The sequence below is a fragment of the Rhodoferax fermentans genome, assembly GCF_002017865.1.
Classification (GTDB): Bacteria; Pseudomonadota; Gammaproteobacteria; order Burkholderiales; family Burkholderiaceae_C; genus Rhodoferax; species Rhodoferax fermentans.
In genome coordinates, this window is the sequence record NZ_MTJN01000002.1 from 2607665 (window position 1) to 2632094 (window position 24430).

General features: G+C 57.6%; 27 protein-coding genes and 1 tRNA gene. 27 read left to right on the forward strand and 1 reads right to left on the reverse strand.

Features of this window, described 5'->3' with window-relative positions; genetic code table 11:
• The first annotated feature begins 13 nt into the window (after positions 1–13).
• The 5 genes from recG to RF819_RS12215 all read left to right on the forward strand — a co-directional run bounded on the left by recG (position 14) and on the right by RF819_RS12215 (position 5468).
• Positions 14–2149 (forward strand): ATP-dependent DNA helicase RecG, encoded by a 2136-nt coding sequence (gene recG, locus RF819_RS12195; protein ID WP_078365243.1) that lies wholly within the window; start codon positions 14–16, stop codon positions 2147–2149.
• Between the two features lie 67 nt (positions 2150–2216).
• The gene (locus RF819_RS12200) at positions 2217–3170 is read left to right on the forward strand and encodes a LysR substrate-binding domain-containing protein (RefSeq protein WP_078365244.1); all 954 of its coding nucleotides are present in this window, start codon (positions 2217–2219) and stop codon (positions 3168–3170) included.
• A gap of 41 nt (positions 3171–3211) precedes the next feature.
• Complete coding sequence (locus tag RF819_RS12205; protein ID WP_078366922.1) at positions 3212–4114, forward strand: Dyp-type peroxidase; 903 nt, start codon at positions 3212–3214, stop codon at positions 4112–4114.
• Positions 4115–4124: 10 nt separating this feature from the next.
• Positions 4125–4988, forward strand: a complete 864-nt coding sequence (ubiA, locus tag RF819_RS12210) for a 4-hydroxybenzoate octaprenyltransferase (RefSeq protein WP_078365245.1) — start codon at positions 4125–4127, stop codon at positions 4986–4988.
• Between the two features lie 99 nt (positions 4989–5087).
• Complete coding sequence (locus tag RF819_RS12215) at positions 5088–5468, forward strand: diacylglycerol kinase (protein WP_078365246.1); 381 nt, start codon at positions 5088–5090, stop codon at positions 5466–5468.
• A gap of 124 nt (positions 5469–5592) precedes the next feature.
• Here RF819_RS12215 and proC read toward each other — a convergent pair whose 3' ends face one another.
• Positions 5593–6408, reverse strand: a complete 816-nt coding sequence (gene proC, locus RF819_RS12220) for a pyrroline-5-carboxylate reductase (RefSeq protein WP_078365247.1) — start codon at positions 6406–6408, stop codon at positions 5593–5595.
• Positions 6409–7135: 727 nt separating this feature from the next.
• On the opposite strand from proC, the gene rplN reads away from it, so the two are divergent.
• From rplN to RF819_RS12330, 22 genes are all read left to right on the forward strand, one after another.
• On the forward strand, positions 7136–7504 hold the full coding sequence (rplN, locus tag RF819_RS12225) for a 50S ribosomal protein L14 (RefSeq protein ID WP_075585457.1): 369 nt from the start codon (positions 7136–7138) through the stop codon (positions 7502–7504).
• Between the two features lie 9 nt (positions 7505–7513).
• Positions 7514–7834 (forward strand): 50S ribosomal protein L24, encoded by a 321-nt coding sequence (gene rplX, locus RF819_RS12230; RefSeq protein WP_078365248.1) that lies wholly within the window; start codon positions 7514–7516, stop codon positions 7832–7834.
• Between the two features lie 2 nt (positions 7835–7836).
• Entirely contained in the window at positions 7837–8376 is a 540-nt protein-coding gene (rplE, locus tag RF819_RS12235; protein ID WP_078366923.1) for a 50S ribosomal protein L5, read from the forward strand.
• Between the two features lie 8 nt (positions 8377–8384).
• Positions 8385–8690: a 30S ribosomal protein S14 gene (rpsN, locus tag RF819_RS12240; protein WP_078365249.1), complete on the forward strand. Its 306-nt coding sequence runs from the start codon at positions 8385–8387 to the stop codon at positions 8688–8690.
• Positions 8691–8708: 18 nt separating this feature from the next.
• The gene (gene rpsH / locus RF819_RS12245; RefSeq protein ID WP_078365250.1) at positions 8709–9104 is read left to right on the forward strand and encodes a 30S ribosomal protein S8; all 396 of its coding nucleotides are present in this window, start codon (positions 8709–8711) and stop codon (positions 9102–9104) included.
• A 26-nt stretch (positions 9105–9130) separates the two neighbouring features.
• The gene (gene rplF / locus RF819_RS12250; protein WP_078365251.1) at positions 9131–9664 is read left to right on the forward strand and encodes a 50S ribosomal protein L6; all 534 of its coding nucleotides are present in this window, start codon (positions 9131–9133) and stop codon (positions 9662–9664) included.
• 11 nt (positions 9665–9675) lie between these two features.
• The gene (rplR, locus tag RF819_RS12255; protein ID WP_078365252.1) at positions 9676–10041 is read left to right on the forward strand and encodes a 50S ribosomal protein L18; all 366 of its coding nucleotides are present in this window, start codon (positions 9676–9678) and stop codon (positions 10039–10041) included.
• Positions 10042–10058: 17 nt separating this feature from the next.
• Positions 10059–10583: a 30S ribosomal protein S5 gene (rpsE, locus tag RF819_RS12260; protein ID WP_078365253.1), complete on the forward strand. Its 525-nt coding sequence runs from the start codon at positions 10059–10061 to the stop codon at positions 10581–10583.
• Between the two features lie 13 nt (positions 10584–10596).
• Complete coding sequence (gene rpmD / locus RF819_RS12265) at positions 10597–10779, forward strand: 50S ribosomal protein L30 (RefSeq protein ID WP_078365254.1); 183 nt, start codon at positions 10597–10599, stop codon at positions 10777–10779.
• A 10-nt stretch (positions 10780–10789) separates the two neighbouring features.
• Complete coding sequence (rplO, locus tag RF819_RS12270) at positions 10790–11221, forward strand: 50S ribosomal protein L15 (protein ID WP_078366924.1); 432 nt, start codon at positions 10790–10792, stop codon at positions 11219–11221.
• A 22-nt stretch (positions 11222–11243) separates the two neighbouring features.
• Positions 11244–12554, forward strand: coding sequence for a preprotein translocase subunit SecY (gene secY, locus RF819_RS12275; RefSeq protein WP_078365255.1), 1311 nt, complete (start codon positions 11244–11246; stop codon positions 12552–12554).
• Positions 12555–12565: 11 nt separating this feature from the next.
• The gene (gene infA / locus RF819_RS12280) at positions 12566–12784 is read left to right on the forward strand and encodes a translation initiation factor IF-1 (RefSeq protein WP_078365256.1); all 219 of its coding nucleotides are present in this window, start codon (positions 12566–12568) and stop codon (positions 12782–12784) included.
• 34 nt (positions 12785–12818) lie between these two features.
• Positions 12819–12932 carry a 50S ribosomal protein L36 gene (gene rpmJ, locus RF819_RS12285; protein WP_012348927.1) on the forward strand — a complete coding sequence of 38 codons (114 nt, stop codon included), beginning with the start codon at positions 12819–12821 and terminating at the stop codon, positions 12930–12932.
• Between the two features lie 24 nt (positions 12933–12956).
• A complete protein-coding gene (gene rpsM / locus RF819_RS12290) occupies positions 12957–13322 on the forward strand; it encodes a 30S ribosomal protein S13 (RefSeq protein WP_075585447.1) in 366 nt (121 codons plus the stop codon).
• A 19-nt stretch (positions 13323–13341) separates the two neighbouring features.
• Positions 13342–13746, forward strand: a complete 405-nt coding sequence (gene rpsK, locus RF819_RS12295) for a 30S ribosomal protein S11 (RefSeq protein WP_078365257.1) — start codon at positions 13342–13344, stop codon at positions 13744–13746.
• A gap of 77 nt (positions 13747–13823) precedes the next feature.
• Entirely contained in the window at positions 13824–14447 is a 624-nt protein-coding gene (gene rpsD / locus RF819_RS12300; protein WP_078365258.1) for a 30S ribosomal protein S4, read from the forward strand.
• Between the two features lie 102 nt (positions 14448–14549).
• Positions 14550–15539 carry a DNA-directed RNA polymerase subunit alpha gene (locus RF819_RS12305; RefSeq protein WP_078365259.1) on the forward strand — a complete coding sequence of 330 codons (990 nt, stop codon included), beginning with the start codon at positions 14550–14552 and terminating at the stop codon, positions 15537–15539.
• A 61-nt stretch (positions 15540–15600) separates the two neighbouring features.
• On the forward strand, positions 15601–15990 hold the full coding sequence (gene rplQ, locus RF819_RS12310; RefSeq protein ID WP_078365260.1) for a 50S ribosomal protein L17: 390 nt from the start codon (positions 15601–15603) through the stop codon (positions 15988–15990).
• Positions 15991–16008: 18 nt separating this feature from the next.
• Positions 16009–16085 (forward strand) — tRNA-Met (locus RF819_RS12315).
• A 371-nt stretch (positions 16086–16456) separates the two neighbouring features.
• Positions 16457–16798 carry a hypothetical protein gene (locus RF819_RS21520; RefSeq protein ID WP_200224413.1) on the forward strand — a complete coding sequence of 114 codons (342 nt, stop codon included), beginning with the start codon at positions 16457–16459 and terminating at the stop codon, positions 16796–16798.
• A 33-nt stretch (positions 16799–16831) separates the two neighbouring features.
• A complete protein-coding gene (locus tag RF819_RS21525; protein WP_200224411.1) occupies positions 16832–17314 on the forward strand; it encodes a hypothetical protein in 483 nt (160 codons plus the stop codon).
• Between the two features lie 336 nt (positions 17315–17650).
• Positions 17651–24316: a DUF3320 domain-containing protein gene (locus RF819_RS12330; RefSeq protein WP_078365262.1), complete on the forward strand. Its 6666-nt coding sequence runs from the start codon at positions 17651–17653 to the stop codon at positions 24314–24316.
• Positions 24317–24430: the final 114 nt, after the last annotated feature.

Below are 24430 nucleotides of genomic sequence, written 5' to 3' on the forward strand. Positions count from 1 at the left end.
GCAAAATCAGCACATGCCCAAGCCGTCCGTCACCTCTGCCGCCGCGCCGCCGTCCAAGCCGCTGAGTGGCCCGCAGAAAGCCCTGCGCAAGCTGGGGTTGGATCGGCCGATCGACCTGGCACTGCATCTGCCGCTGCGTTACGAGGACGAGACCCGCCTGGTCAAGTTGCGCGATGTGCGTGAGGGGGAGTTGGCCCAAGTCGAAGGCACGGTGCGCCACAGCGAGGTCCGGATCACCGGCAGCCGCCAGCTGCTGGTGACGCTGGACGACGGCACCGGCACCTGCCTGCTGCGGTTTTTCACCTTTTACCCCTCGCAGCAAAAGGCCCTGGCGGTGGGCAACCAGATCCGGGTGCGCGGTGAAATCCGGGGTGGTTTTGCCGGGCTGACGATGATGCACCCGACTTTTAAAGCTGCCGGTGGGCCACTCGCCACCGCGCTGACGCCGGTGTACCCGACGGTGGCCGGTTTGCCCCAGGCCTACCTGCGCCGGGCCGTGGATGCCGGGCTGGCGCGTGCCGAGTTGGTCGACACCATTCCCTCGGTGTATTTGAGCCAAATTGGCCTGCAGCCCAAGTGGAATATGCGCCAATCGCTCTCATTTTTGCACCATCCGACGCCCGACGTGACGCTGGCCGCGCTGCAGGACCACAGCCACCCGGCCTGGCAACGGCTCAAGGCCGAGGAGTTGCTGGCGCAGCAGCTCTCGCAATTGCAGGCCAAACGCGAGCGCGCGGTATTGCGGGCACCCGCGCTGACAACGGACGATGCGCTTGCTGTGTCATCGCTCCCGCAGGGCGAAGACAGCGGCCCCCGCGCGCGCCAGCCGCTGTACGAGCGCCTGCTGGCCACCCTGCCGTTTGCGTTGACCGGCGCCCAGCGCCGCGTCTGCGAAGAAATCACCCACGACCTGCAGCAGACCGTGCCGATGCACCGCCTGTTGCAGGGGGACGTGGGTTCCGGCAAAACCGTGGTGGCGGCATTGGCGGCCGCAGTGTGTATCGACGCCGGTTGGCAGTGTGCGCTGATGGCCCCCACCGAAATTCTGGCGACACAACACTTTGCCAAGCTGGTGGGCTGGCTGCATCCGCTGGGTATCACCGTGGCCTGGCTCACCGGCAGCCAGAAGGCCAAGGAGCGGCGCGAGATGCTGGCGCTGATCGCCAGCGGCCAGGCGCAGCTGGTGGTGGGCACCCACGCGATCATCCAGGACAAGGTGCAATTCCACCGACTGGCGCTGGCCATCATCGACGAACAACATCGTTTTGGTGTGGCCCAGCGCCTGGCCCTGCGTGGCAAGCTGGTTGACGCACTGGAACCTCATCTTTTGATGATGACGGCTACGCCGATTCCGCGCACGCTGGCCATGAGTTATTACGCCGATCTGGACGTGTCTACCATTGACGAGTTACCTCCCGGGCGCACACCGATCATCACCAAAGTGGTCAACGACGCCCGCCGTGACGAGGTGGTGGCACGCATCCGGGGCCAGATTGCCGAGGGGCGGCAGATTTACTGGGTCTGCCCGTTGATCGAAGAGAGCGAGGCTCTGGACCTGCGCAACGCCACCGAGACCCATGCCCAGCTCAGCGCCGCGTTGCCCGGGGTGATGGTGGGCCTGCTGCATTCGCGCATGCCGGTGGCGGAGAAACGTGCGGTGATGAGCCTGTTCACCGGCGGCCAGATGGCAGTGCTGGTCAGCACCACGGTGATCGAGGTCGGCGTGGATGTGCCCAACGCCAGCCTGATGGTGATCGAACACGCCGAGCGTTTTGGCCTGAGCCAATTGCACCAACTGCGTGGCCGGGTTGGGCGTGGCGCGGCGGCCTCGGCCTGTGTGCTGCTGTATTCCACCGGCGATGCACCCCGCCTGAGTGAAACCGCCCGCGAACGGCTGCGTGCCATGGCCGAGAGCAACGACGGCTTCGAGATCGCCCGGCGCGACCTCGAGATCCGTGGCCCGGGTGAGTTCATGGGTGCGCGCCAGTCGGGTGCGGCGCTTTTACGATTTGCCGATGTGGTGGCCGACGCGGGCCTGTTGGCCTGGGCACGCGAGCTGGCGCCTGTGATGCTGGACCAGCACCCAGCACTGGCCCAGCAGCATGTGTTGCGTTGGCTCGGTGGCAAGGCCGAGTTTCTGAAGGCCTGAGTGCGGGCCGCCCTGCCTGTTGATCCAGCCCAAAAGCCAGCGACCATTCTGATAAGACAATAGCCCCATGACCCTGACCGAACTCAAATACATCGTGGCGGTGGCGCGTGAGCGCCACTTTGGCAAAGCCGCCGAGGCCTGTTATGTGTCGCAACCGACCCTGTCGGTGGCGGTGAAGAAGCTCGAAGAAGAACTGGATGTGAAGCTGTTTGAGCGCAGCGCCAACGAAGTGTCGGTCACCGCGCTCGGTGAGGCCATCGTGCGCCAGGCGCAAAGTGTGCTGGAGCAGGCCGCCGCGATCAAGGAGATCGCCAAACGTGGCAAAAACCCGCTGGCCGGGGCGCTGACCCTTGGGGTGATCTACACCATCAGCCCCTATTTGTTGCCTGGGCTGGTGCGCCAGGTGATCGAACACACGCCCGAGATGCCGCTGATGCTGCAGGAGAACTTCACCGTCAAGCTGCTAGAGATGTTGCGCACCGGTGAAATTGACTGCGCCATCCTGGCCGAGCCCTTTCCCGATGCCGGACTGGCGCTGGCGCCGCTGTATGACGAGCCTTTCATGGCGGCGGTGCCGACCCACCACCCGCTGGCCAGCCAGGACTCGGTGACCAGTGAGCAGCTCAAGAGCGAAACCATGCTGCTGCTGGGCGCAGGCCATTGTTTTCGCGACCATGTGCTGGAGGTCTGCCCCGAGTTCGCGCGTTTTTCGGCCAATGCCGAGGGCATCCGCAAAAGTTTTGAGGGCTCCTCGCTGGAAACCATCAAACACATGGTGGCGGCTGGCATGGGAGTCACCCTGGTGCCCCGCTTGAGTGTGCCGAAAGAGGCACTTGAGTCGACCTCCAAGCGCAAACGTGACGAGGAGCCGTTCATCAAATACCTGCCGTTCGAGGGAGACGCGCCCACCCGCCGGGTGGTGCTGGCCTGGCGGCGCAGCTTCACCCGCTACGAGGCGATTGCCGCGCTGCGCAACGCGATTTATGCATGCGAATTGCCCGGTGTGCGCCGTCTTTCCTGAGCTAATAGCTATCAATAGTGAATCAATCTGGAGTGGAGTTCATGGTCGCGTGTCAACCAGCCGTGCTGGCAGAGGTCCCCAAGCTGGGGCGGTATGTGTTTTTTTCGGTGGCGTCGGTGTCGGTCGATCTGGTCCGCAGTGCCCTGACCCGGCTGGCCGCGCTGGCCGACGGCACGCAGGTGCTGGTTGGCCTGGGGCCGGAGCTGGTGCAGTTGCTGGGGGCCGAGGTGCCGGGGTTGCGTGCCTTCACCGCTTTGTCCGGCCCGGGCGTGCTTGTGCCAGCCACGCCCAGCGCCCTGTGTTGCTGGCTGCGTGGTGATGACCTGGGCGACCTGATGCACCTGACCCGGCGCCTGCAGCAGGCGCTGGCGCCGGGTTTGACGCTTGATCAGGTGATCGATGGTTTTCGCCACGGACTGGGGCCACAAGGCCACGGGCTGGATTTGACGGGGTATGAGGACGGCCTGGAAAACCCGGTGGACGATGCGGCACTAGAAGCGGCATTGGTACAGGGCGCTGGGCCAGGGCTCGATGGCAGCAGTTTCATGGTGGTGCAGCAATGGCGGCACAACCTGGATGCCTTTGAGGCGATGAGCCCCGAGCAGCAGGACCACACGGTAGGGCGCCGTCGCAGCGACAGTGAGGAGCTGGATGACGCCCCCGAATCTGCCCACGTCAAACGCACGGCTCAGGAGAGTTTTTCACCCGAGGCCTTTGTGCTGCGCCGCTCGATGCCCTGGGTCCAGGGTGAGCAGGCCGGGCTGGTGTTTGTGGCGTTTGGCCGCTCGTTTGACGCGTTTGAGGCCCAGATGCGGCGCATGGCGGGGCTCGACGATGGTCTGGTGGATGCGATGTTTGCCATTTCACGCCCCGTGACTGGCGCCCATTTCTGGTGCCCGCCGGTGTTGGGTGGCCGTCTGGATTTGCGGCAAGTGGGTTTGTGAGGGGCGCAGCGTGAGTGTCTGGCAGAAGAAATTGGGCTTGTATCTGGATCTGATCCGCTGGAGCCGCCCGGCTGGTTGGCTGTTGCTGCTGTGGCCGACGCTGGCTGCGCTGTGGTTGGCGGCAGGTGGTTTTCCGGGCTGGCATTTGCTGGCCGTGTTTGTGCTGGGCACGGTGCTGATGCGCAGCGCGGGGTGTTGTGTCAACGATGTGGCCGACCGCGAGTTTGACCGCCACGTCAAACGCACCGCACAACGCCCGGTCACCAGCGGGGTGCTCTCGGTGAAAGAGGCGTTGGGCGTGGGAGCGGTGCTGGCGCTGCTGTCGTTTGCGCTGGTGTTGACCACCAACCGCCTCACGGTGCTGCTGTCATTTGCGGCTCTGGCGGTGACGCTGATCTACCCCTTTGCCAAGCGCTGGGTATCGATGCCACAGGCTGTGCTGGGTCTGGCGTTCAGCATGGGCATTCCGATGGCCTTTGCCGCAGTGCAGGGCGAGGTGCCGCCGCTGGCCTGGTGGCTGATGCTGGGCAACCTGTTCTGGGTGTTGGCCTATGACACCGAATATGCCATGGTCGACCGCGACGACGACTTGAAGATTGGCATCAAAACCTCGGCCATCACCCTGGGCCGCCTGGATGTACCGGCGGTGCTGCTGTTTTACCTGCTATTTATAGGAATTTGGCATCTGGCCCTTATGCATAAAGGGCTGGGTGCTATTTATTTGGTGGCAATGGGTGTGGCCCTGGTGCAAGTCGCCTGGCACTACAGCCTGATCCGCCACCGCAGCCGTGAGGGGTGTTTCAAGGCCTTTCGGATCAACCATTGGCTGGGGTTTGCGGTGTTTGCCGGCATTGCGGCTGGCTACGCCGTGTGATGACGCCCCATGCTCCCAACCTCGCCGGGTCTCACCAGGCGGTTCAGGCCCAAGTTGTTGGCCTGATGCAAAACCACATCACAAGCTTTTGGAGTGTCTATGTCAGACAGTGAAAAGAGCCCGTTCAAGGGCAAGACGGGCTTGAGCCGTATCGTGAACGCCGCGACCTATTCCCTCCAAGGGTTGCAAGCCGCCTGGGCCGACGAGGCCGCCTTTCGGCAGGTGTGCCTGTTGGCGCTGGTCGGCTTGGTCGTGATGGCCTGGTTGCCCCTGTCAGCCCATGACCGGGTGCTGATTGTGTTTGCCCATGTGTTCAGCATCGTAGTGGAACTCATCAACTCGGCCATCGAAGCCGCGGTGGATCACACCTCGCTCAAAGTTCACCCGATGGCCAAGCGCGCCAAAGACTTGGGCAGCGCCGCCCAGCTGGTCAGCCTGCTCAACATGGCGGCCATCTGGCTGATTGTGCTGCTGGGGTGAGCTCAGGCGGGGGTGGTGCGACGGCAGCGGAGGTCAATGCCAGCCTCACCAGTCGCTTGTTGTCGCCGAAGCACCTCAGCCGCTAAGGCGCTGAGGTTGCCAGCGGCGGGTGACCCGCCCGGGTTCAGGCAGCGCCAAATTCAGCGCCCAGCTTTTTGGCGCGTTCGCGGGCGGCGTACATGGCATCAATGAACAAGGCGCGCACGTCGTTGTCTTCCATGCTGGAAATGGCTGCAAACGTGGTGCCCCCCTTGGATGTGACACGTTGGCGCAGCACCTGGGGGCTGTCTGCCGAGGTTTGGGCCAGATCGCTGGCACCGGCAAACGTGGCGACTGCCAGGTGCTCGGCCTGTTCCCGGCTCAGCCCCATCTCGGTGCCCGCCATGGTCATGGCTTCCATGAAATAGAACACATAGGCCGGACCGGAACCGGACAGGGCGGTGACCACGTCGAGTTTGTCTTCGGTATCCAGCCAGAGAAACTCACCCGTGCTTGCCATCACCCGTTCCACCTGCGCACGGTCTTCAGCGCTGGCGCCCGCGCGGGCAAACAAGCCGCTGATGCCTTTGCCAATCAGCGCGGGTGTATTGGGCATGGCACGCACCACGCGCTGGGTGCCCAGCCAGGCGGCCATGCTGTCCGTGGGGATGCCCGCAGCCACGCTCAGATGCAAGGCGTTGCCGGTGAAAGGGCCAGCCGCCACGGCGGCGTCCTTGAACGCCTGGGGTTTGATCGCCCACACCACGAGGGAAGCTGTGGCCAGACTCGGGTTGGCCTGAGCCTGGGCGGTGATGCCAAAACTGCTGCTGAGTTGCTGACGTGCCTCCTCTGACGGCTCCACCACGTCGATGTCCTGCGGTGAAACGCCCTGTTTGATCAGACCGCCGATGATGGCGCTGGCCATGTTGCCGCCACCGATAAATGCAATGCGCTCGCTCATAAATATAGGCGGTGACAGGACCGCTGCTTGATTGTGGAAAACAACGAGTCTAATCAATTGGGCTTACACATTTCCTTCGGCGGTGAGGCAGGCAAGAGGCTAAAAAAAGAGGTGTTTTGGGGCTGTCATCCAACGCGAGGCCGGCTGCTTGCACGGTTGGAAACACGATGTCGCCAACGCTGACCTGCTTAGAGTTGGCGCTCTGACGGCTGCAGTGAATGGTCTGGTCGCTGGGGTGGCGTGCTCAGAGCTAACTTGGACGCCTGTCTGGTCTATGCGGTGCGCGGTTGTTGCGCTCTGGTCGAACTTCCGCGCGCGGCAAAACCAACAGGGTAGGGTTGCAGAGGTACCGAAGATAGCGCGCATCGCTGCATTGGGGGGGAAAGCGCAGGTGATCGGTGCGAGGCTTGCTTGTCTCGTGCCGCTGTCTTTGATTTCGACTTGACGGCGCCCAAGGCCTGGGCTGCATGCAGAAATCCGCCGCCCACGTGATGTGGATAGATGTTCTGGCGGGCTGTTCCTACCCCTTTGTTGTAAATCTCAAAAAAGTTTTGACCGGCTTATCTTTTTGATGCATAATACGTGGCTTCGCTTGAAAAAGTATGAAGTGTCTGCCCAAAGCTGACGGTGTGAGTGGTTCACGCCGAGTGCAACGGGCCCAAGACTGACTGGAAAGCGGCTTGCATTGTGCAGGCTCAGGTTTCTGGTGCAAGTTGGGAATAAACAAATGATCCAAACCGAATCTCGACTCGAAGTCGCCGACAACACCGGCGCGAAGTCCGTTCTGTGCATTAAGGTGCTGGGCGGATCCAAGCGTCGCTACGCCAGCGTTGGCGACATTATCAAAGTGAGCATCAAAGAAGCTGCTCCACGTGGGCGCGTCAAGAAGGGCGATGTCTACAGTGCTGTGGTGGTGCGCACTGCCAAGGGTATCCGTCGTAGCGATGGCTCTTTGGTGAAATTTGATGGCAATGCGGCAGTGTTGCTGAATGCCAAGCTGGAGCCTATTGGCACCCGTATCTTTGGGCCGGTGACCCGTGAACTGCGTACTGAAAAGTTCATGAAGATCGTGTCCTTGGCTCCTGAAGTTTTGTAAGGACTCCTCATGAACAAAATTCGCAAAGGCGACGATGTCATCGTGTTGACGGGTCGTGACAAGGGTAAGCGCGGCAAGGTAACGCTGCGCAGTGATGACTCTCACCTGGTGGTTGAGGGTGTCAATGTGGTTAAAAAACATGCTAAGCCCAATCCCATGAAGGGTGAGGCGGGTGGTATTGTTGAAAAGACCATGCCGATTCACCAGTCCAATGTTGCTATTTTTAATGCAGCAACTGGCAAGGCTGATCGGGTTGGTGTCAAGTTGCAGGCTGACGGCAAACATGTTCGTGTTTACAAGTCAAGCGGCGAAGAAATCAAGGTGGCATGAACATGGCTCGTTTGCAAGAACTCTATCGGGAAAAGCTGGCTCCTGAGTTGATGGCCAAATATGGCTACAAGTCGCCAATGGAAGTGCCTCGTCTCACCAAGATCACCTTGAATATGGGTGTCAGTGAAGCGGTTGCTGACAAGAAGGTGATGGATCATGCTGTGGGTGATTTGACCAAGATTGCCGGTCAGAAACCTGTGGTGACGATGTCCAAGAAGGCTATTGCTGGCTTCAAGATTCGTGAAAACCAAGCGATTGGTTGTATGGTGACCCTGCGTGGCGCCCAAATGTACGAGTTCCTGGATCGTTTTGTGACTGTGGCTTTGCCGCGGGTTCGCGATTTCCGTGGTATCTCGGGTCGTTCTTTTGATGGCCGTGGTAACTACAACATCGGCGTGAAAGAGCAAATCATTTTTCCTGAAATTGAGTACGACAAGGTGGATGCCCTGCGAGGTCTCAATATCAGTATCACAACAACGGCCAAAACCGATGATGAGTGCAAGGCGCTGCTCGCAGGTTTCCGTTTCCCCTTCAAGAACTGAGGTGATCTGTGGCTAAGATGGCTTTAATCGAGCGTGAGCTCAAAAGAGACAAACTGGTTGCCAAGTACGCAAAAAAACATGCGGAATTGAAGGCGATATCCAACGATGCTAAGCGCACCGATGAAGAGCGCGCTGCTGCCCGCTTGGGTCTGCAAATGTTGCCCCGTAATGCCAATCCGACTCGTCAGCGTAACCGTTGTGCGATCACTGGTCGCCCACGTGGAACCTTTGCGCAGTTTGGTTTGGCTCGGGCCAAAATTCGTGAAATGGCTTTTGCTGGAGAAATCCCCGGCATGGTCAAGGCCAGCTGGTAAGCGGCAGGAGACATAGATATGAGTATGAGTGATCCTATTGCCGACCTGTTGACGCGCATTCGCAATGCGCAGATGGTTGCCAAGACTTCTGTTCGCGTGCCTTCTTCCAAGGTGAAAGTAGCGATTGCCCAAGTTCTGAAGGACGAAGGGTATATCGACGACTTCAAGATCAATGCGGTTGACGGTAAGCAAGAGCTTGAAATTGCTTTGAAGTATTACGCTGGTCGCCCGGTTATTGAGCGTATTGAGCGTGTCAGTCGCCCTGGTTTGCGTGTCTACCGCGGTAGCGATGCGATTCCACAAGTGCAAAACGGCCTGGGTGTAGCGATTGTCACAACGCCCAAGGGCGTGATGACCGATCGCAAAGCCCGCGCTACCGGTGTCGGTGGTGAAGTGCTTTGCTACGTCGCCTGATGCGTGACATTTAGGAGTAACAGAACATGTCTCGTATTGGAAAAATGCCGGTTGCCATTCCTGCTGGGGTGGAAGTGGTTTTGTCTGAGACGCAAGTGAGCGTCAAGGGTGCAGGTGGTTTGTTGTCTTTGACTCAAAACAGCCTGGTCAAAGTGGTTAGCGAAGGTGGCAAGGTCAGTTTTACGGCTGCCAACGACTCTCGTGAAGCGGATGCCATGTCCGGTACCTATCGCCAGTTGGTTAACAACATGGTGGTTGGTGTCAGCAAGGGTTTTGAGAAGAAATTGACTTTGTTGGGTGTGGGTTACAAGGCGCAAGCTCAAGGTAACAAGCTCAATCTGGTGGTGGGTTATTCACACCCTGTCAACAAAGACATGCCTCAAGGCATTTCTGTGGCCACACCGACACCGACTGAAATCGTGATCAAGGGTGCTGATCGTCAGCGCGTTGGTCAGGTTGCTGCTGAAATTCGTGCCATTCGGCCGCCTGAGCCATACAAGGGCAAGGGCATCCGTTATGCGGATGAAAAAGTCGCAATCAAAGAAACGAAGAAGAAATAAGGAGCCGCACTATGTTGACCAAAAAAGAACAGCGTCTTCGCAGAGCTCGTCAGACCCGAATCAGGATTGCCAACCAGGGTGTGGCTCGCTTGACAGTCAATCGCACCAATTTGCACATTTATGCCAGCGTGATTTCTGGCGATGGCTCCAAAGTTTTGGCGACTGCATCTACGGCCGAAGCCGAAGTGCGCCAGTCTTTGGGTGCATCGGGCAAAGGTGGCAACGTGGCTGCGGCTCAAATCATCGGCAAGCGTGTGGCAGAAAAAGCCAAGGCAGCCGGTATTGAGAAGGTGGCATTTGATCGGGCGGGATTTGCGTACCATGGCCGCGTCAAAGCGCTGGCAGATGCAGCACGTGAAGCTGGCTTGCAGTTCTAAGCAGATCGGAAATTAAGATGGCTAAAGTACAAGCGAAGATGCAGGGTAAGGCTGAGGGTCCTGAGGACGGTTTGCGCGAAAAAATGATCGCGATCAACCGTGTGACCAAAGTTGTCAAGGGTGGTCGTATTCTTGGCTTTGCAGCACTGACTGTTGTTGGCGACGGTGATGGCACCGTTGGTATGGGCAAGGGCAAATCGAAAGAAGTGCCAGCAGCTGTCCAGAAGGCAATGGAAGAAGCCCGGCGCAACATGACGAAAGTCTCGTTGAAGAACGGTTCGATTCATCACAAAGTGATGGGTCAGCACGGTGCCGCGTCTGTGATGATGGCACCTGCGCCTAAGGGTACTGGCATTATTGCTGGTGGTCCTATGCGTGCGGTGTTTGAAGTGGTTGGTATCACTGACATCGTTGCAAAGAGCCACGGTTCTAGCAATCCTTACAACATGGTTCGTGCAACGCTCGACGCCCTGTCGCACGCAACAACACCGTCGGTGGTGGCAGCAAAACGCGGCAAGACCATCGAAGAGCTGTTCGCTTGATTGGAGAATCCAGATGACCACCGAAAAAAAAGTAACAGTTCAACTGGTGCGTAGCCCAATCGGCTGTGCAGCATCCCACCGAGCAACCGTTCGCGGTTTGGGTCTGCGCAAGATGCGTAGCACCAGCGAATTGGTTGATACGCCTGAAGTGCGTGGCATGATTAACAAGATCAGTTATCTGGTCAAGGTGCTCTAAGAGGTTCATGATGGAATTGAATGGCATTAAGCCCGCTGATGGCGCTAAACATTACAAGCGGCGCGTTGGTCGTGGTATCGGGTCCGGCCTGGGTAAAACCGCTGGTCGCGGGCACAAAGGTCAAAAGTCTCGTGCTGGTGGTTACCACAAAGTCGGCTTTGAAGGCGGTCAGATGCCTATGCAACGCCGTTTGCCAAAGCGTGGCTTCAAGTCTGCTTTGCTGAAATTCAACGCCGAAGTTACCTTGTCCGCACTGAACATGCTGGATGCTACCGAAGTGAACTTGGTGGTGCTCAAGCAAGCTGGTTTGGTTGGCGAACTTGCCAAAGTGGTCAAGGTTATCAAAACTGGCGAGTTGACGAAAGCGGTCAAACTGACGGGTATTGGTGCGACTGCTGCGGCAAAAGTTGCTATCGAAGCCGCCGGCGGCTCCTTGGTTTAATTCGTATTCGAGATAACTGCACGTGGCAACGAGTTCGGCATCCTTAGCTAAAACAGATAAGTACGGCGATTTGCGTCGCCGTCTTATATTTTTGTTGCTGGCATTGGTGGTTTACCGTGTCGGCGCACATATTCCTGTGCCTGGCATTGATGCTGCGCAGTTGCAACAGTTCTTCAACGGTCAACAGGGTGGCATCCTGGGCATGTTCAACATGTTCTCGGGTGGCGCTTTGTCCAGGTTCACGATATTCGCGCTGGGTATCATGCCCTATATCTCTGCATCGATCATTATGCAGCTGATGGGATATGTGTTGCCGGCGTTTGAGCAGCTTAAAAAAGAAGGTGAAGCCGGTCGGCGCAAGATCACGCAATATACCCGCTACGGCACACTTGGTTTGGCATTGTTCCAGTCCTTAGGTATTGCCGTTGCCTTGGAAAGTTCCGCGGGCTTGGTGATTTCTCCGGGCTTTGGTTTCCGTGTCACCGCAGTTGTGACATTGACCGCTGGTACCCTATTTTTGATGTGGCTTGGCGAGCAAATCACCGAGCGTGGTTTGGGAAATGGCATATCCATTTTGATTTTTGGCGGGATTGCTGCAGGGTTACCAAACGCCATCGGTGGATTGTTGGAGCTGGTTAGGACTGGCGCGATGAGCATCATCGTGTCCTTGTTCATCATCGTTCTCGTTGCTCTCGTGACTTACTTTGTGGTTTTTGTCGAACGGGGCCAGAGAAAGATTCTTGTGAACTACGCTAGGCGTCAGGTCGGTAACAAGGTATATGGTGGTCAATCTTCCCATTTGCCTTTGAAGCTGAATATGGCTGGTGTTATTCCTCCTATTTTTGCCTCCTCAATTATTTTGTTGCCAGCGACTATTGCGGGTTGGTTCAGTTCAGGTGAGTCAATGCGCTGGCTGAAGGACATTGCGGGTTCTTTGTCTCCAGGTCAGCCTGTGTACGTGATGTTTTATGCGGCAGCGATTATATTTTTCTGCTTTTTCTACACTGCTCTGGTCTTCAACAGCAAAGAAACGGCCGAAAACTTGAAGAAGAGTGGTGCGTTTGTTCCTGGCATTCGTCCTGGTGAGAATACCGCCAAGTACATCGACAAGATTCTGCTGCGCTTGACATTTGTTGGTGCGATCTACATCACACTTGTTTGTTTGTTGCCGGAATTTTTAATTTTGAAGTACAACGTGCCATTCTATTTTGGTGGTACTTCGCTGTTAATTATTGTTGTTGTGACTATGGATTTCATGGCGCAAGTTCAAAATTACTTGATGTCACAGCAATACGAATCTTTATTAAAGAAGGCTAATTTCAAGGCTTCTTGAAATGTTGATTTATGGCAAAAGACGATGTTATTCAAATGCAAGGGGAGATCGTTGAGAATCTTCCAAATGCAACCTTCAGAGTGAAATTGGAAAATGGCCACGTTGTGCTCGGTCATATCTCCGGGAAAATGAGGATGCACTACATCAGGATTTTGCCTGGGGACAAGGTCACGGTTGAATTGACACCCTATGACTTAACCAGGGCAAGGATAGTCTTTAGAGCCAAGTAACAAGTTATTGTTTGGAATTGTTTAGGAGAATGAAATGAAGGTTTCGGCTTCGGTTAAGAAAATTTGCCGTAACTGCAAGATTATTCGGCGCAAAGGTGTTGTTCGCGTGATCTGTACAGATCCTCGCCACAAACAGCGTCAGGGTTAATTGCAAGAGTTATAGAGGAACAAAATGGCACGTATCGCTGGTATTAATATTCCGCCGCAAAAGCACTCTGAAATTGGCTTGACCGCCATCTTCGGAGTTGGTCGGAGTCGCGCACGCAAGATCTGTGAAGCTTGTGGTATTGATTACTCCAAGAAGATCAAAGATCTGACGGATGCAGAACTCGAAAAATTGCGCGATGAGGTCGGCAAGTTTACGATCGAGGGTGATTTGCGCCGTGAAACAACCATGAACATCAAGCGTTTGATGGACATCGGCTGTTACAGGGGCTTTCGCCATCGCCGCGGGCTGCCATTGCGTGGTCAACGTACCCGCACGAATGCGCGTACGCGTAAAGGGCCGCGTAAAGCCGCTGCGTCCCTCAAAAAATGACATTGACTGAAAGATAACTATGGCAAAAGCACCCGCCAATAACGCAGCACAACGTGTCCGCAAGAAAATCCGCAAGAATGTTGCTGATGGTATTGCACACGTCCACGCGTCATTCAACAACACCATCATCACTATCACTGACAGACAAGGCAACTCATTGTCTTGGGCGTCATCCGGTGGTCAGGGTTTTAAAGGCTCACGCAAGTCGACACCATTTGCGGCTCAAGTTGCTTCTGAAGTTGCTGGCAGGGCTGCGATTGAACAGGGCATTAAGAACCTTGATGTCGAAATCAAGGGTCCTGGTCCAGGACGCGAGTCTTCTGTCCGAGCGCTCGCTGCTCTCGGTATCCGTATCAATATGATTGCAGACGTTACACCGGTGCCGCACAACGGTTGCCGTCCTCAAAAACGTCGTCGTATCTAGTTTTTTCAACCAAGCCCACCGCCACGGTTCTGCCGTGGCTCCCGCTTTTTTGCGGTAGCTGATTTAAAGGATTTCAAGTGGCACGTTACTTAGGCCCCAAAGCCAAACTCTCACGCCGTGAAGGCACCGATCTGTTCTTGAAGAGCGCACGTCGCTCCATTGGGGACAAGGCAAAATTTGATTCCAAGCCAGGCCAGCATGGGAGGACTTCCGGCGCTCGTACGTCTGATTTCGGTCTGCAACTGCGCGAAAAGCAAAAAGTCAAACGCATGTATGGTGTGCTGGAGAAGCAGTTCCGTCGTTATTTTGAGGAAGCGGACCGTCGCAAAGGCAACACGGGTTCAAACCTGTTGTTCCTGTTGGAAACCCGCTTGGACAACGTCGTCTATCGCATGGGCTTCGGATCCACACGTGCTGAGGCACGTCAATTGGTCTCCCACAAAGCTGTTCTTGTCAATGGCAAGTCTGTCAACATCCCGTCTTACATGGTGAAGGTTGGTGATGTGTTGTCTATTCGTGAAAAGTCAGCCAAGCAGAACCGTATTGTTGAGGCTTTGCAGTTGGCCCAACAAGTTGGCATGCCCGCGTGGGTTGATGTCAATGCAGACAAGGCACAAGGCGTTTTCAAGGGCATCCCAGACCGTGACCAGTTCGCGGCCGATGTGAATGAATCTTTGATCGTTGAACTGTATTCACGTTAAGCCGAGTCAGTTACAGGTTTGAGATAAAGGCCTATCCCAGGCCTTTGATCGTCTAGTCAGCCTTACCGATGTAACGAGTCGGGGGTATTGAGAGGAAAATTCATGCAAAGTAGTTTGTTAAAGCCAAAAGCAGTTCAAGTTGAGCAACTGTCGGCGCACCGGGCAAAAGTGGTGCTTGAGCCTTTTGAGCGCGGCTACGGCCATACTTTGGGTAATGCGTTGCGTCGGGTGCTGTTGTCCTCTATGCCAGGTTACGCGCCAACCGAAGTGACCATCGCCGGTGTGTTGCACGAATACTCTTCTATCGACGGCGTTCATGAGGATGTTGTCAACATCCTTTTGAATCTGAAGGGTGTGGTCTTCAAGTTGCACAACCGCGATGAGGTGACACTCAGTTTGCGCAAAGACAGTGAAGGGGTTGTCTCAGCTGGAGACATTCAGACGCCCCATGACGTTGAAATCGTCAACCCTGAACATGTGATCGCCAACTTGGCCGCCGGCGGTAAGCTGGATATGCAGATCAAGGTTGAAAAAGGCCGCGGCTATGTTCCTGGCACCTTGCGCCGCCACGGTGATGAGTCTTCCAAGTCCATCGGGCGTATTGTTTTGGACGCGTCCTTCTCCCCGGTTCGTCGCGTGAGTTACACCGTGGAAAGCGCTCGTGTTGAGCAGCGTACCGATCTCGACAAGTTGATTCTCGACATTGAAACCAATGGCGCAATTTCTGCCGAAGATGCCGTGCGTGCGTCAGCAAAAATTCTTGTTGAGCAATTGGCTGTGTTCGCACAGCTGGAAGGTGGCGACATTGATGCCATCGTCTCCCCGTCTTCTCGGGGTAATGCCCAGTTTGACCCGGTGTTGTTGCGCCCGGTTGATGAGTTGGAGTTGACGGTTCGTTCAGCCAACTGCCTCAAAGCAGAGAATATTTACTATATTGGTGATTTGATTCAACGCACTGAAAATGAGTTGTTGAAGACACCGAACTTGGGACGTAAGTCTCTGAATGAAATCAAGGAAGTTTTGGCATCTCGTGGCTTGACCCTGGGAATGAAACTTGAAAGCTGGCCTCCAGCCGCACTTGAAAAGCGTTGATTTAAAACGCCTCGGGCAGTACCTGATACGGCTGCTTGTTAAATAAACTAAGGAAATTACCATGCGTCACGGACTCGGACTTCGTAAACTAAACCGCACCTCTTCACATCGCTTGGCCATGTTGCGCAACATGATGAATTCGCTCATCGAGCATGAAGTCATCAAGACCACGGTGCCTAAGGCCAAAGAACTTCGTCGCGTTGTTGAGCCGATGATCACGCTGGCCAAAGAAGCCACCGTTGCCAATCGTCGCTTGGCTTTTGATCGTTTGCGTGATCGTGACAGCGTTGTTAAGCTCTTCAATGAACTTGGGCCACGCTTCAAGGCGCGTCCAGGCGGTTACACCCGTATCTTGAAGATGGGTTACCGCGTCGGTGACAACGCTCCTATGGCGTTGGTTGAATTGGTTGACCGCCCAGCAGCAATTGAGCCGACTGAAGCCGCAGAATAGGTTATAATATAAAGCTACCGCGCGATGGAGCAGTCTGGTAGCTCGTTGGGCTCATAACCCAAAGGTCGGAGGTTCAAATCCTTCTCGCGCAACCAATCAAATCAAGCACTTAGCTTGTATCAAAAGCCCGCTTTATGCGGGCTTTTTGCTTTGTGCCAAATTCGTGCCCAAGTGGTGCCCGCTCTGTGCCCATGTGTTATTTAGCGTTGACAAGTTGACCATTGGGTTTTTGTCCACGAACAAATTGCATTTTTTCCTGTCGTGCGTGTTTCCCAAGCTGCGCTATTAGATTTGCGACTTGACGATTGCCCGTATCTAGTTAATTTGTAACCGAATTGACGTAGCAAATTTCCGTTGACGACCCAAAGCGGTCTTCGATCAACCCAGATTCATTACCGGATAGCGGACATTAAGATTTGGCCCGCCTGGCGGGTACTATGGATATCTGAATAATAGGGAGCGCGGCATGTACCAACTGCTAATGACCGGCTACATGGGCTGGACCGAGACCCGTGGAACGATGAATCGCACACGTGTGTTTGAATACACCGCCGACACTCTGAAGGAGCGATTCGAGCCGGGTGGCGTGATGGGCACACTTGACGTTGCTGGCGTGCGTGGCATCCCGGCGCTGTTCGCCGGTGAAACCTACGGAGACCAACCACAGTTCGTGCGCCTGGGGTCGATCACGAACGTGACTACCGTCGGCAATGACTACCAAGTCGAGTACGTCTACGACGCGGATGTGCCGCCAATCACGCAAGCTCGCCTGATTCAACTTGCGCCTGAACTCGCCATCGAGGACTAGGAGTTCAGCCGCAACCACTGGGCTATCAAGGACGTGGACCTGTACCGCGTGCTTCTGAAGAGCGGCATCAAGCCACCACCGCGCGAGCCGACCGTGTTCCAACTGGCCCCACCGCCGATTGACGAGCATCTCATCTCTGTGATGATGCCCTTCGCCGCCAACTTCGCGGGTGTCTACACCGCGATACAAGGTGTCGCTGCCGAGCTTGGCATGACCTGCCAGCGTGCCGACGACATCTGGATTCACACACACATCATTCAAGACGTCGTCTCGCTGATCAGCAAGGCCAAGGTGGTTATCTGCGATTTGAGCGGCAGGAATCCCAACGTCTTCTACGAGGCGGGTATCGCGCACGCCATCGGTGCGGAGGTCATCCTAATCAGTCAGCACCAAACTGATGTGCCATTCGACCTCCAACACATCCGCTACATCAATTACCTGCCCAATGCGGAAGGGATCGTTGCGCTAGCAGCCAATCTGAAGCGCCGCCTGCAAACAGTGACCGGACGTTCGTGAGCGGCCTCTCCTGGCCCGGACTTGTCGCGGCTGCCGACCCATAACTGTCTTCGCGTCTGTCGATTTCAACGCCGGTAAGCCGACATCCGCAGATCGGTGCAATCGCAGTCTCAATGACTGATTGCCGGAAACCCAGTTTTTAAAGCGGGCACCGGCCATCGACCAGGTCCCGACATTGGGCGAGTTGCCCATTTCAGTCATTGAGCAAACAATACTCCCTATACCGGTCGTTCAGAACACTCACTCATGCTAACGAGCAACGTATTTGCGGAACAACACCGAGAGTTGTTGTTCCGTTCATTGCGAGTCACAATTGAGCGAAACGGGAGGACATCCATGACAGGGGAGCCAAGTCGATCGGCTGCAGCCGACTCAAATAGGGATGGTGCTGTTCCGAACGAACCGCAACGGATAGTTCGAATACAGATAAGTACCGCCTTAAAACTAAACCTCGCAGCCTTTCAGAACGCGGTGCCCGCGTTGCATGAACTGGTCATTGTCAATGAGACACCGTTTCCGATAAGCGAGTTGACCGTTCATATGGTCTCCGAGCCGCCGTTCCTAAAGCCGCGCGTCTGGAACGTGGAATCGGTGGGCGCGGGCGAGAGCTATCACCTTCGTGACCTAGACGTGCAGCTGGATGGGGCCCTCCTTTCTCGCTTGACGGAAGCTGAATCAGCTTCGCTGCATTTCGAACTGCGCAGTCGCAAGCAATCAGATGAAGTTCTTGCAAGGAACGATTCCGCCGTAGAACTTTTGGCTCGGAATCAATGGGGCGGCATAGGTCATTTGCCAGAAATGGTAGCGGCGTTCGTACAGCCAAACGACCAGGCAATCGACCGGTTGCTCAAAGGTGCCGCCTTGGCATTGCAGACGGGAGGAAAGTCGGGATCGATCGATGGCTACACCCATGGCTCGAAACGGGCATGGGAGCTGGCATCGGGTATCTGGGCCACTGTGCTTCAGCGCAAGCTCAACTACGCGCTACCGCCAGCCAGTTTTGAACACACGGGGCAGAAGGTTCGTAGTCCTTCTCAGGTGCTCGACGGCGGCTTGGCCACATGCCTTGATCTTGCGCTGCTGTTTGCAGCTTGCCTGGAGCAGGCTCACCTCAACCCCTTGCTGGTATTCACCCGTGGTCACGCATTTGTCGGTGTGTGGCTTCGGAACGAAGAGTTTTCTACCTCTGTGGTCGATGACATCACAGCGGTGAGAAAGCGCTTGAAGCTGCAGGAGATGTTGGTCTTCGAAACAACTCTCGCGGCTCAGGGACAAGCTGTAAGTTTCAGCCAGGCCATCGCCAACGCAAACCGTCAGTTGTCAGAAGAGGAGGAAGACAAGTTTGAATTGGTCATCGACGTCAAGCGCGCGCGCATGTCGAGGATCAAGCCGCTGGCTCAGGCGCACGCTGTCGCAGAGGCAGCACCAGTTGAGGTGGAACCAGAGGGAACGATCGGCATTGAAGATGCCCCGGACCTCACCGACGAGACCATCACCGATACGCCGACATCTGAACTCGATCCCAAAGACAGACTGGCCCGGTGGCAACGCAAGCTGCTCGATCTCTCGCTGCGAAACGCACTGCTGAATTTCAAGCCGGGAAAGAAGGCCTTGCTGCTGGACGTGGCTGCCCCCTATCTTGAAGATGCGCTGGCAGAAGGGCAAACCATCAAGCTACTTCCCAGCCCAGCACTAATGCAGGGCCAAGATCCTCGTAGCCAGCAACTACATGAAGCCAGAAGCCTTGAAGACCTTCGCAAGGCGCATGCGGCCGATGCGCTACAACGCCGCGAGGTGTTCATCCGGTTGGAACAACAGGAGCTGGAAAACCGTCTGGTCGATCTGTTCCGTGGCGCCCGCAATGCGATGCAGGAAGGCGGGGCCAACACACTCTTTGTCGCATTGGGATTCTTGACTTGGAGCCGATCCGACAAACCGGACCACCGCGTCAAAGCGCCTTTGATCCTGCTGCCGATCACGCTGAACCGCAAGAGCGCCCGCTCGGGATTCACACTGCAAGAGCATGAAGACGAGGCTCTGTTCAATCCAACGCTAGTCGAGATGCTGCGGCAGGACTTTCAGTTGGAATTGGGCATCGCTGCGGGTGACCTGCCGCGCGACGAGTCTGGCTTGGACATCGCGGGTATTTGGAAGCGCGTTCGCAACGCCATCAAGGACATCCGAGGCTGGGAGGTCAGCGAAGACGTCGTGTTGTCGATGTTCTCCTTTGCGAAGTACCTGATGTGGAAGGACCTTGCCGAACGCACGGACGATCTGCGCAAGTCGCCGGTAGTGGCGCACCTGATCGACACGCCGCGAGAGCCCTATCCCTCCACAACGCCCTTCCCCGATGCACGCAGACTGGACACCGACTACCCGCCCCAGCAGGTATTCAGCCCGCTCCCCGCCGACTCATCCCAGCTGTCTGCTGTGATGGCGGCGGCCAGAGGTAAAGACTTCGTGTTGATCGGTCCGCCCGGCACCGGCAAGAGCCAGACCATCGCCAACCTGATCGCGCAGTGCTTAGCTGAAAACAAGCGTGTGCTCTTCGTGGCCGAGAAGATCGCCGCGCTGGACGTGGTCTTTCGCCGCCTGCGTGAAGTGGGGCTCGGGGAGTTCTGCCTTGAACTGCATTCAAACAAGAGTCGCAAGCTCGACGTATTGAGTCAGCTCCAGAAGTCCTGGGAGTCGAAGGGTGATGTGGACGCTGCCACCTGGGAAGCCAAGGCACGGCATCTGGGACAGGTGCGTGAGCAACTGTCCATCTACGTTGAGCGACTTCACCAACGCCACGGCAATGGTTGGACGATCTACAAAGCCATCGGCTGTGTGGTCGGCGGCGATGCGGTGCCCGACCTGCGATTCAGTTGGGCCTCGCCCCGTGCGCACGACGAGATTGCCCTGACCGCGCTGCGCGATCTTGCGGGCCGCTTGCAGGCCAACGCAGCAGCGGTCGGCCCAGACCAGTTGTTGACTGGCGCCTTGGTGCCCGTGCACGTCACCGATTGGTCCGCGAAGTGGCAGCAGGAGATGGTCAGGTCATCGCAAACACTGCGAACCACCAGTCATGTCTTCCTGAGCGCTGCGCAAGGCCTCGGGCAATTGCTCGGCATGGAATGGCCGACGCTGCACCGGCAGATACGGTCCGCCATCGGTGTGCTCGCCAAGGTCTTGCCGCAGGCGTCGGCCCAGGACTGGAGCTTCTGCGCGCTTCAGGACAGCGACACCGTGTGTGCGGCGTTGAAGGTCGGCAACGACCTGCTCGGTCAACATGCTGTGCTCTCTTCGAAGATGCCCGCCCCGTGGCCAAACGAGCTGCAGACCCGCCTGGCCCAGGCGCTCGACCTGCTCGACAAGCGCCGCCACTTGCACACGGAACTCGGAACGCCATGGCCCCCTGCCGTCAGCGACGAGATCGAGCGGGGGGTGCAGTGGATCGAAGAAATGAGCCAACTGCGCGCAAGTCTCACCGTCAAATACGGTGCCGGCGTGAGCCAGCTCAACGTATCGCAACTGCAGCGTGATTGGGCCAAGGCCGACAAGGCGTTCTGGCCGATGTCGTGGCTGGGCAAGCGCAAAGTGCGTGGCGCTCTGGATGCGGTCATCGAAGGCGCCGGGGAACCCAGCGTCGCCGACGACCTGTCGGCGCTGGTGCGCATCAAGAGCCTGCGCGAAGAAGTCCAGCAACTGAACCCCGGCGCCGCCGCCGAAGGCTTGTGGGCGGGGGTCAAGACCCGAACCGATCACGCCCGTAGTGCCTTGAAGGCCAACGCCGCGCTGCATGCAGCTCGAATGCACAAACCCTTTTCCCTGGACGGTCTGGATGCCGCCACCGAAGGCTATTGCGGCGAACGCTGGACCCGCGAGGCCCAAGGCCTGAAAACCTTGTTAGAACTGGATCGCCGCCTGGCCGAGTGCGCACTATTATCAGAAAGCAGCCACGGACTGTGGAAAGGCCATGACACCGACAGCGCGATGCTCCGGGCCGCACTCGCCTTCGAGCGCGAATGCCTGGGCCTGCAGCAAAGGGGAGCGCTGCAAGCGCCACACCCGGATGTGGCCGAAGGGCGATGCGGACCCGCCTTGCAGCAACTGCACGCGCTTTTGCAAACGCGTGGTGAGGTTGAATCCCGTCTGCTGTCGATGAGCACCTTGGCCTCCGAATGCCCAGGTGTCTGGAATGCACTGGATACCGACCGCGGGGGCATCGAACGCGTGCTGAAGTTCCACGCGTCTCTGAAGGCTGTTTTGTTGGGCCTCGGGCTGGACCACTCTTCGCTTGAGCAGGCGCGGCGAAGCCTGCACCAGGTGCTGAGCACCCGCCGCGCAGAACTCAGTGACACGGCAGTGATCGGCCGGGCCTGTCTCCAGGTGCTGGCGCTGTTGGCAGAGCTCAATGCAGCGACGGACCAGTTTTGCACCACCGCCGCTCAATCAGACGACGTGCGCCGCGCATTTGCCGACCTGGCGCCTGCCGACATAGCCGAAGCTGCAGCGCGGCTGGAGGGAGGTCACCAAGGCCTGCACGCGTGGTGCGCCTGGCGACACGCACAGGTCGACGCACGCGATGCGAATCTGACCACACTGGTGAAAGCCATCGAGGCGGGTGACCTGACCCCAGCGCAGGTGGCCACCGTATTCGAGGTGAACTACGCTCGCTGGTGGCTGGCCGAAGCGGTGGACGAGGATGAGGTGCTCAAGCGTTTTGTGTCCGCCGAGCACGAGCTTCGCATTCAGGAGTTCCGCGCCCTGGATGACGAGTTCACCAAGGTGTCCCGCGAGTGGATACGGGCCAAGCTGTGCGCCAACCTGCCGGCGACCGACAGCATCCAACGCAACAGCGAGTGGGGCATCCTGCGCCACGAGATCACCAAGAAGAAGCAGCACAAGCCGCTGCGCCAACTGCTGCAAGAGATTCCGTCGGTCGTGCTGCGGCTGACCCCGTGCATGCTGATGAGCCCGCTGTCTATCGCTCAGTACCTTTCGGCCGAGGCCAGCAACTTCGACCTGGTGGTGTTCGACGAAGCGTCTCAAATCCCGGTGTGGGACGCCATCGGTGCCATGGCCCGGGGCAAGCAGGTGGTAATGGTGGGCGACCCGAAACAACTTCCACCCACCAACTTCTTCGGCCGCAGCGACAGCACCGACGGTGACGACGACGTCGTGGAAGGCGACCTGGAAAGCATCCTCGACGAGTGTCTGGGTGCCAGCCTGCCCACGCGCAACCTTTCGTGGCACTACCGCTCGCGCCACGAAAGCCTGATTGCATTCAGCAACCACCGCTACTACGGCGGTGGTCTCGTCACCTTCCCATCACCTGTCACCGACGACCGCGCCGTCAGCTTCCACCTGGTGAAGGGGCGCTATGAAAAAGGCGGCGCCCGCATCAACCAACCAGAGGCCCAGGCCCTGGTGGCCGATCTGGTGAGCCGGCTCAAGCGCCCGGGCTTCCGGGAATCGGGCCTGACCATCGGCGTGGTGACCTTCAACTCGGAGCAGCAGGGCCTGATCGAAGATCTGCTGGACGATGAGCGTCGAAAAGACCCCGGCTTGGAACCCTACTTTTCCGAAATGGAGCTCGAACCGGTGTTCGTGAAAAACCTGGAGAGCGTGCAGGGTGACGAGCGCGACATCATGTATTTCTCCATCACCTACGGGCCGGACATGGCCGGTGCTGTGTCAATGAACTTCGGCCCGCTGAACCGCGACGGCGGCGAACGGCGCCTGAACGTGGCCGTGACCCGCGCCCGGCATGAACTGCGGGTGTTCTCCAGCCTGCGCGGCGAACAGATGGACTTGTCTCGCACCAAGGCGAACGGCGTACGCGACCTGAAGCACTTCCTGGAATTTGCAGAACTCGGGCCGCGCGCATTGGCCGAAGCTCACCACGGTAGCCAAGGCGACTTTGAGAGTCCTTTCGAAGCCGGCGTAGCTACGGCACTGGGCCGCAAAGGTTGGCAGGTGCACACCCAGATCGGCGCTTCGTCGTTCCGCGTGGACCTGGGCGTTGTGCACCCGGATTTTGCGGGTCGCTACCTCGCGGGGGTGGAATGCGACGGCGCCACCTACCACCGCTCTGCTACCGCTCGTGACCGGGACAAACTGCGCGAACAGGTCCTGCGCGGCCTGGGCTGGGAGATCGTTCGCATCTGGTCCACCGACTGGTGGGTGAACCCGGGCGGCACACTGGAACGCGTGCATGCAGCGTTGGTCGAGCTGCTCGAAAAGGATCGGGAGCGCCAAGCAGCCGAAGCTGAGTCTCTTCCCGAAGAAGCGGTTCTCACACCGAACGACGACGAAGCAATGCCAAGTCTCCAGGTGATCAGCGAGGCCGACGCTGCCATCACACGTGCGGCAGCAGGACTGTCGCCTCTGGCTGACAGCGCTCATGAGGAGGCGGACGAGCCAATCGAAGCGGTCTACGCTCGGTCGGCATCTACGCCATCAACGGCTGTTCTTGGTGGCGCCAACACGCAAAGCGATCGCCGCTTCCTGGCATCGCAGCCTACCGACGCGGTGCCGCCCGGCGCCATCTCTGCCGATCTGTTCTACGAAACCAGCTACGACACGGTGTTGCAGCCAATGGTGGAGTGGGTCGTGCAACGAGAAGGGCCGTTGCAAGATGCGGTGCTGGCGCGCCGCATCGCGCGGGCACATGGGTTCCAACGCACGGGAGGCCGCATTCAGGAACGGGTGGAGCAGATTGCGCGGCGGCTCTTCAAGACCACAGAGGAGGCAGCTGGCACGTTCTATTGGCCTCGCGAGGTGGAGCCATGCAGAGAGGTGACTTTCCGATGGCCGACGAACGATGACAGCACGCGAGGCGTTGAAGAGATCTGCGAAGCGGAGCTGCTGTCTCTGGCTCGGTTGGTGCTGCAGCGAGGGCACTCCGGGCAAGACGCATTGATAGCTATGGCTCGCGAGCTTGGGTTGCAAAGGCTTCGGGAAGCTAGCAGAGGACGCCTGGAAGCTGTGCAAATGAAAGCTTCGTCGCCCAGCTAACAAGATGCCGACATCTGCTATACCGCAAAACGAATCACCGGGGAAGGTCATCAAATGAAGCTACGGCACCTGCGAGTCCACAACTACCGCTCGATCATTGATGCCGATATCGAG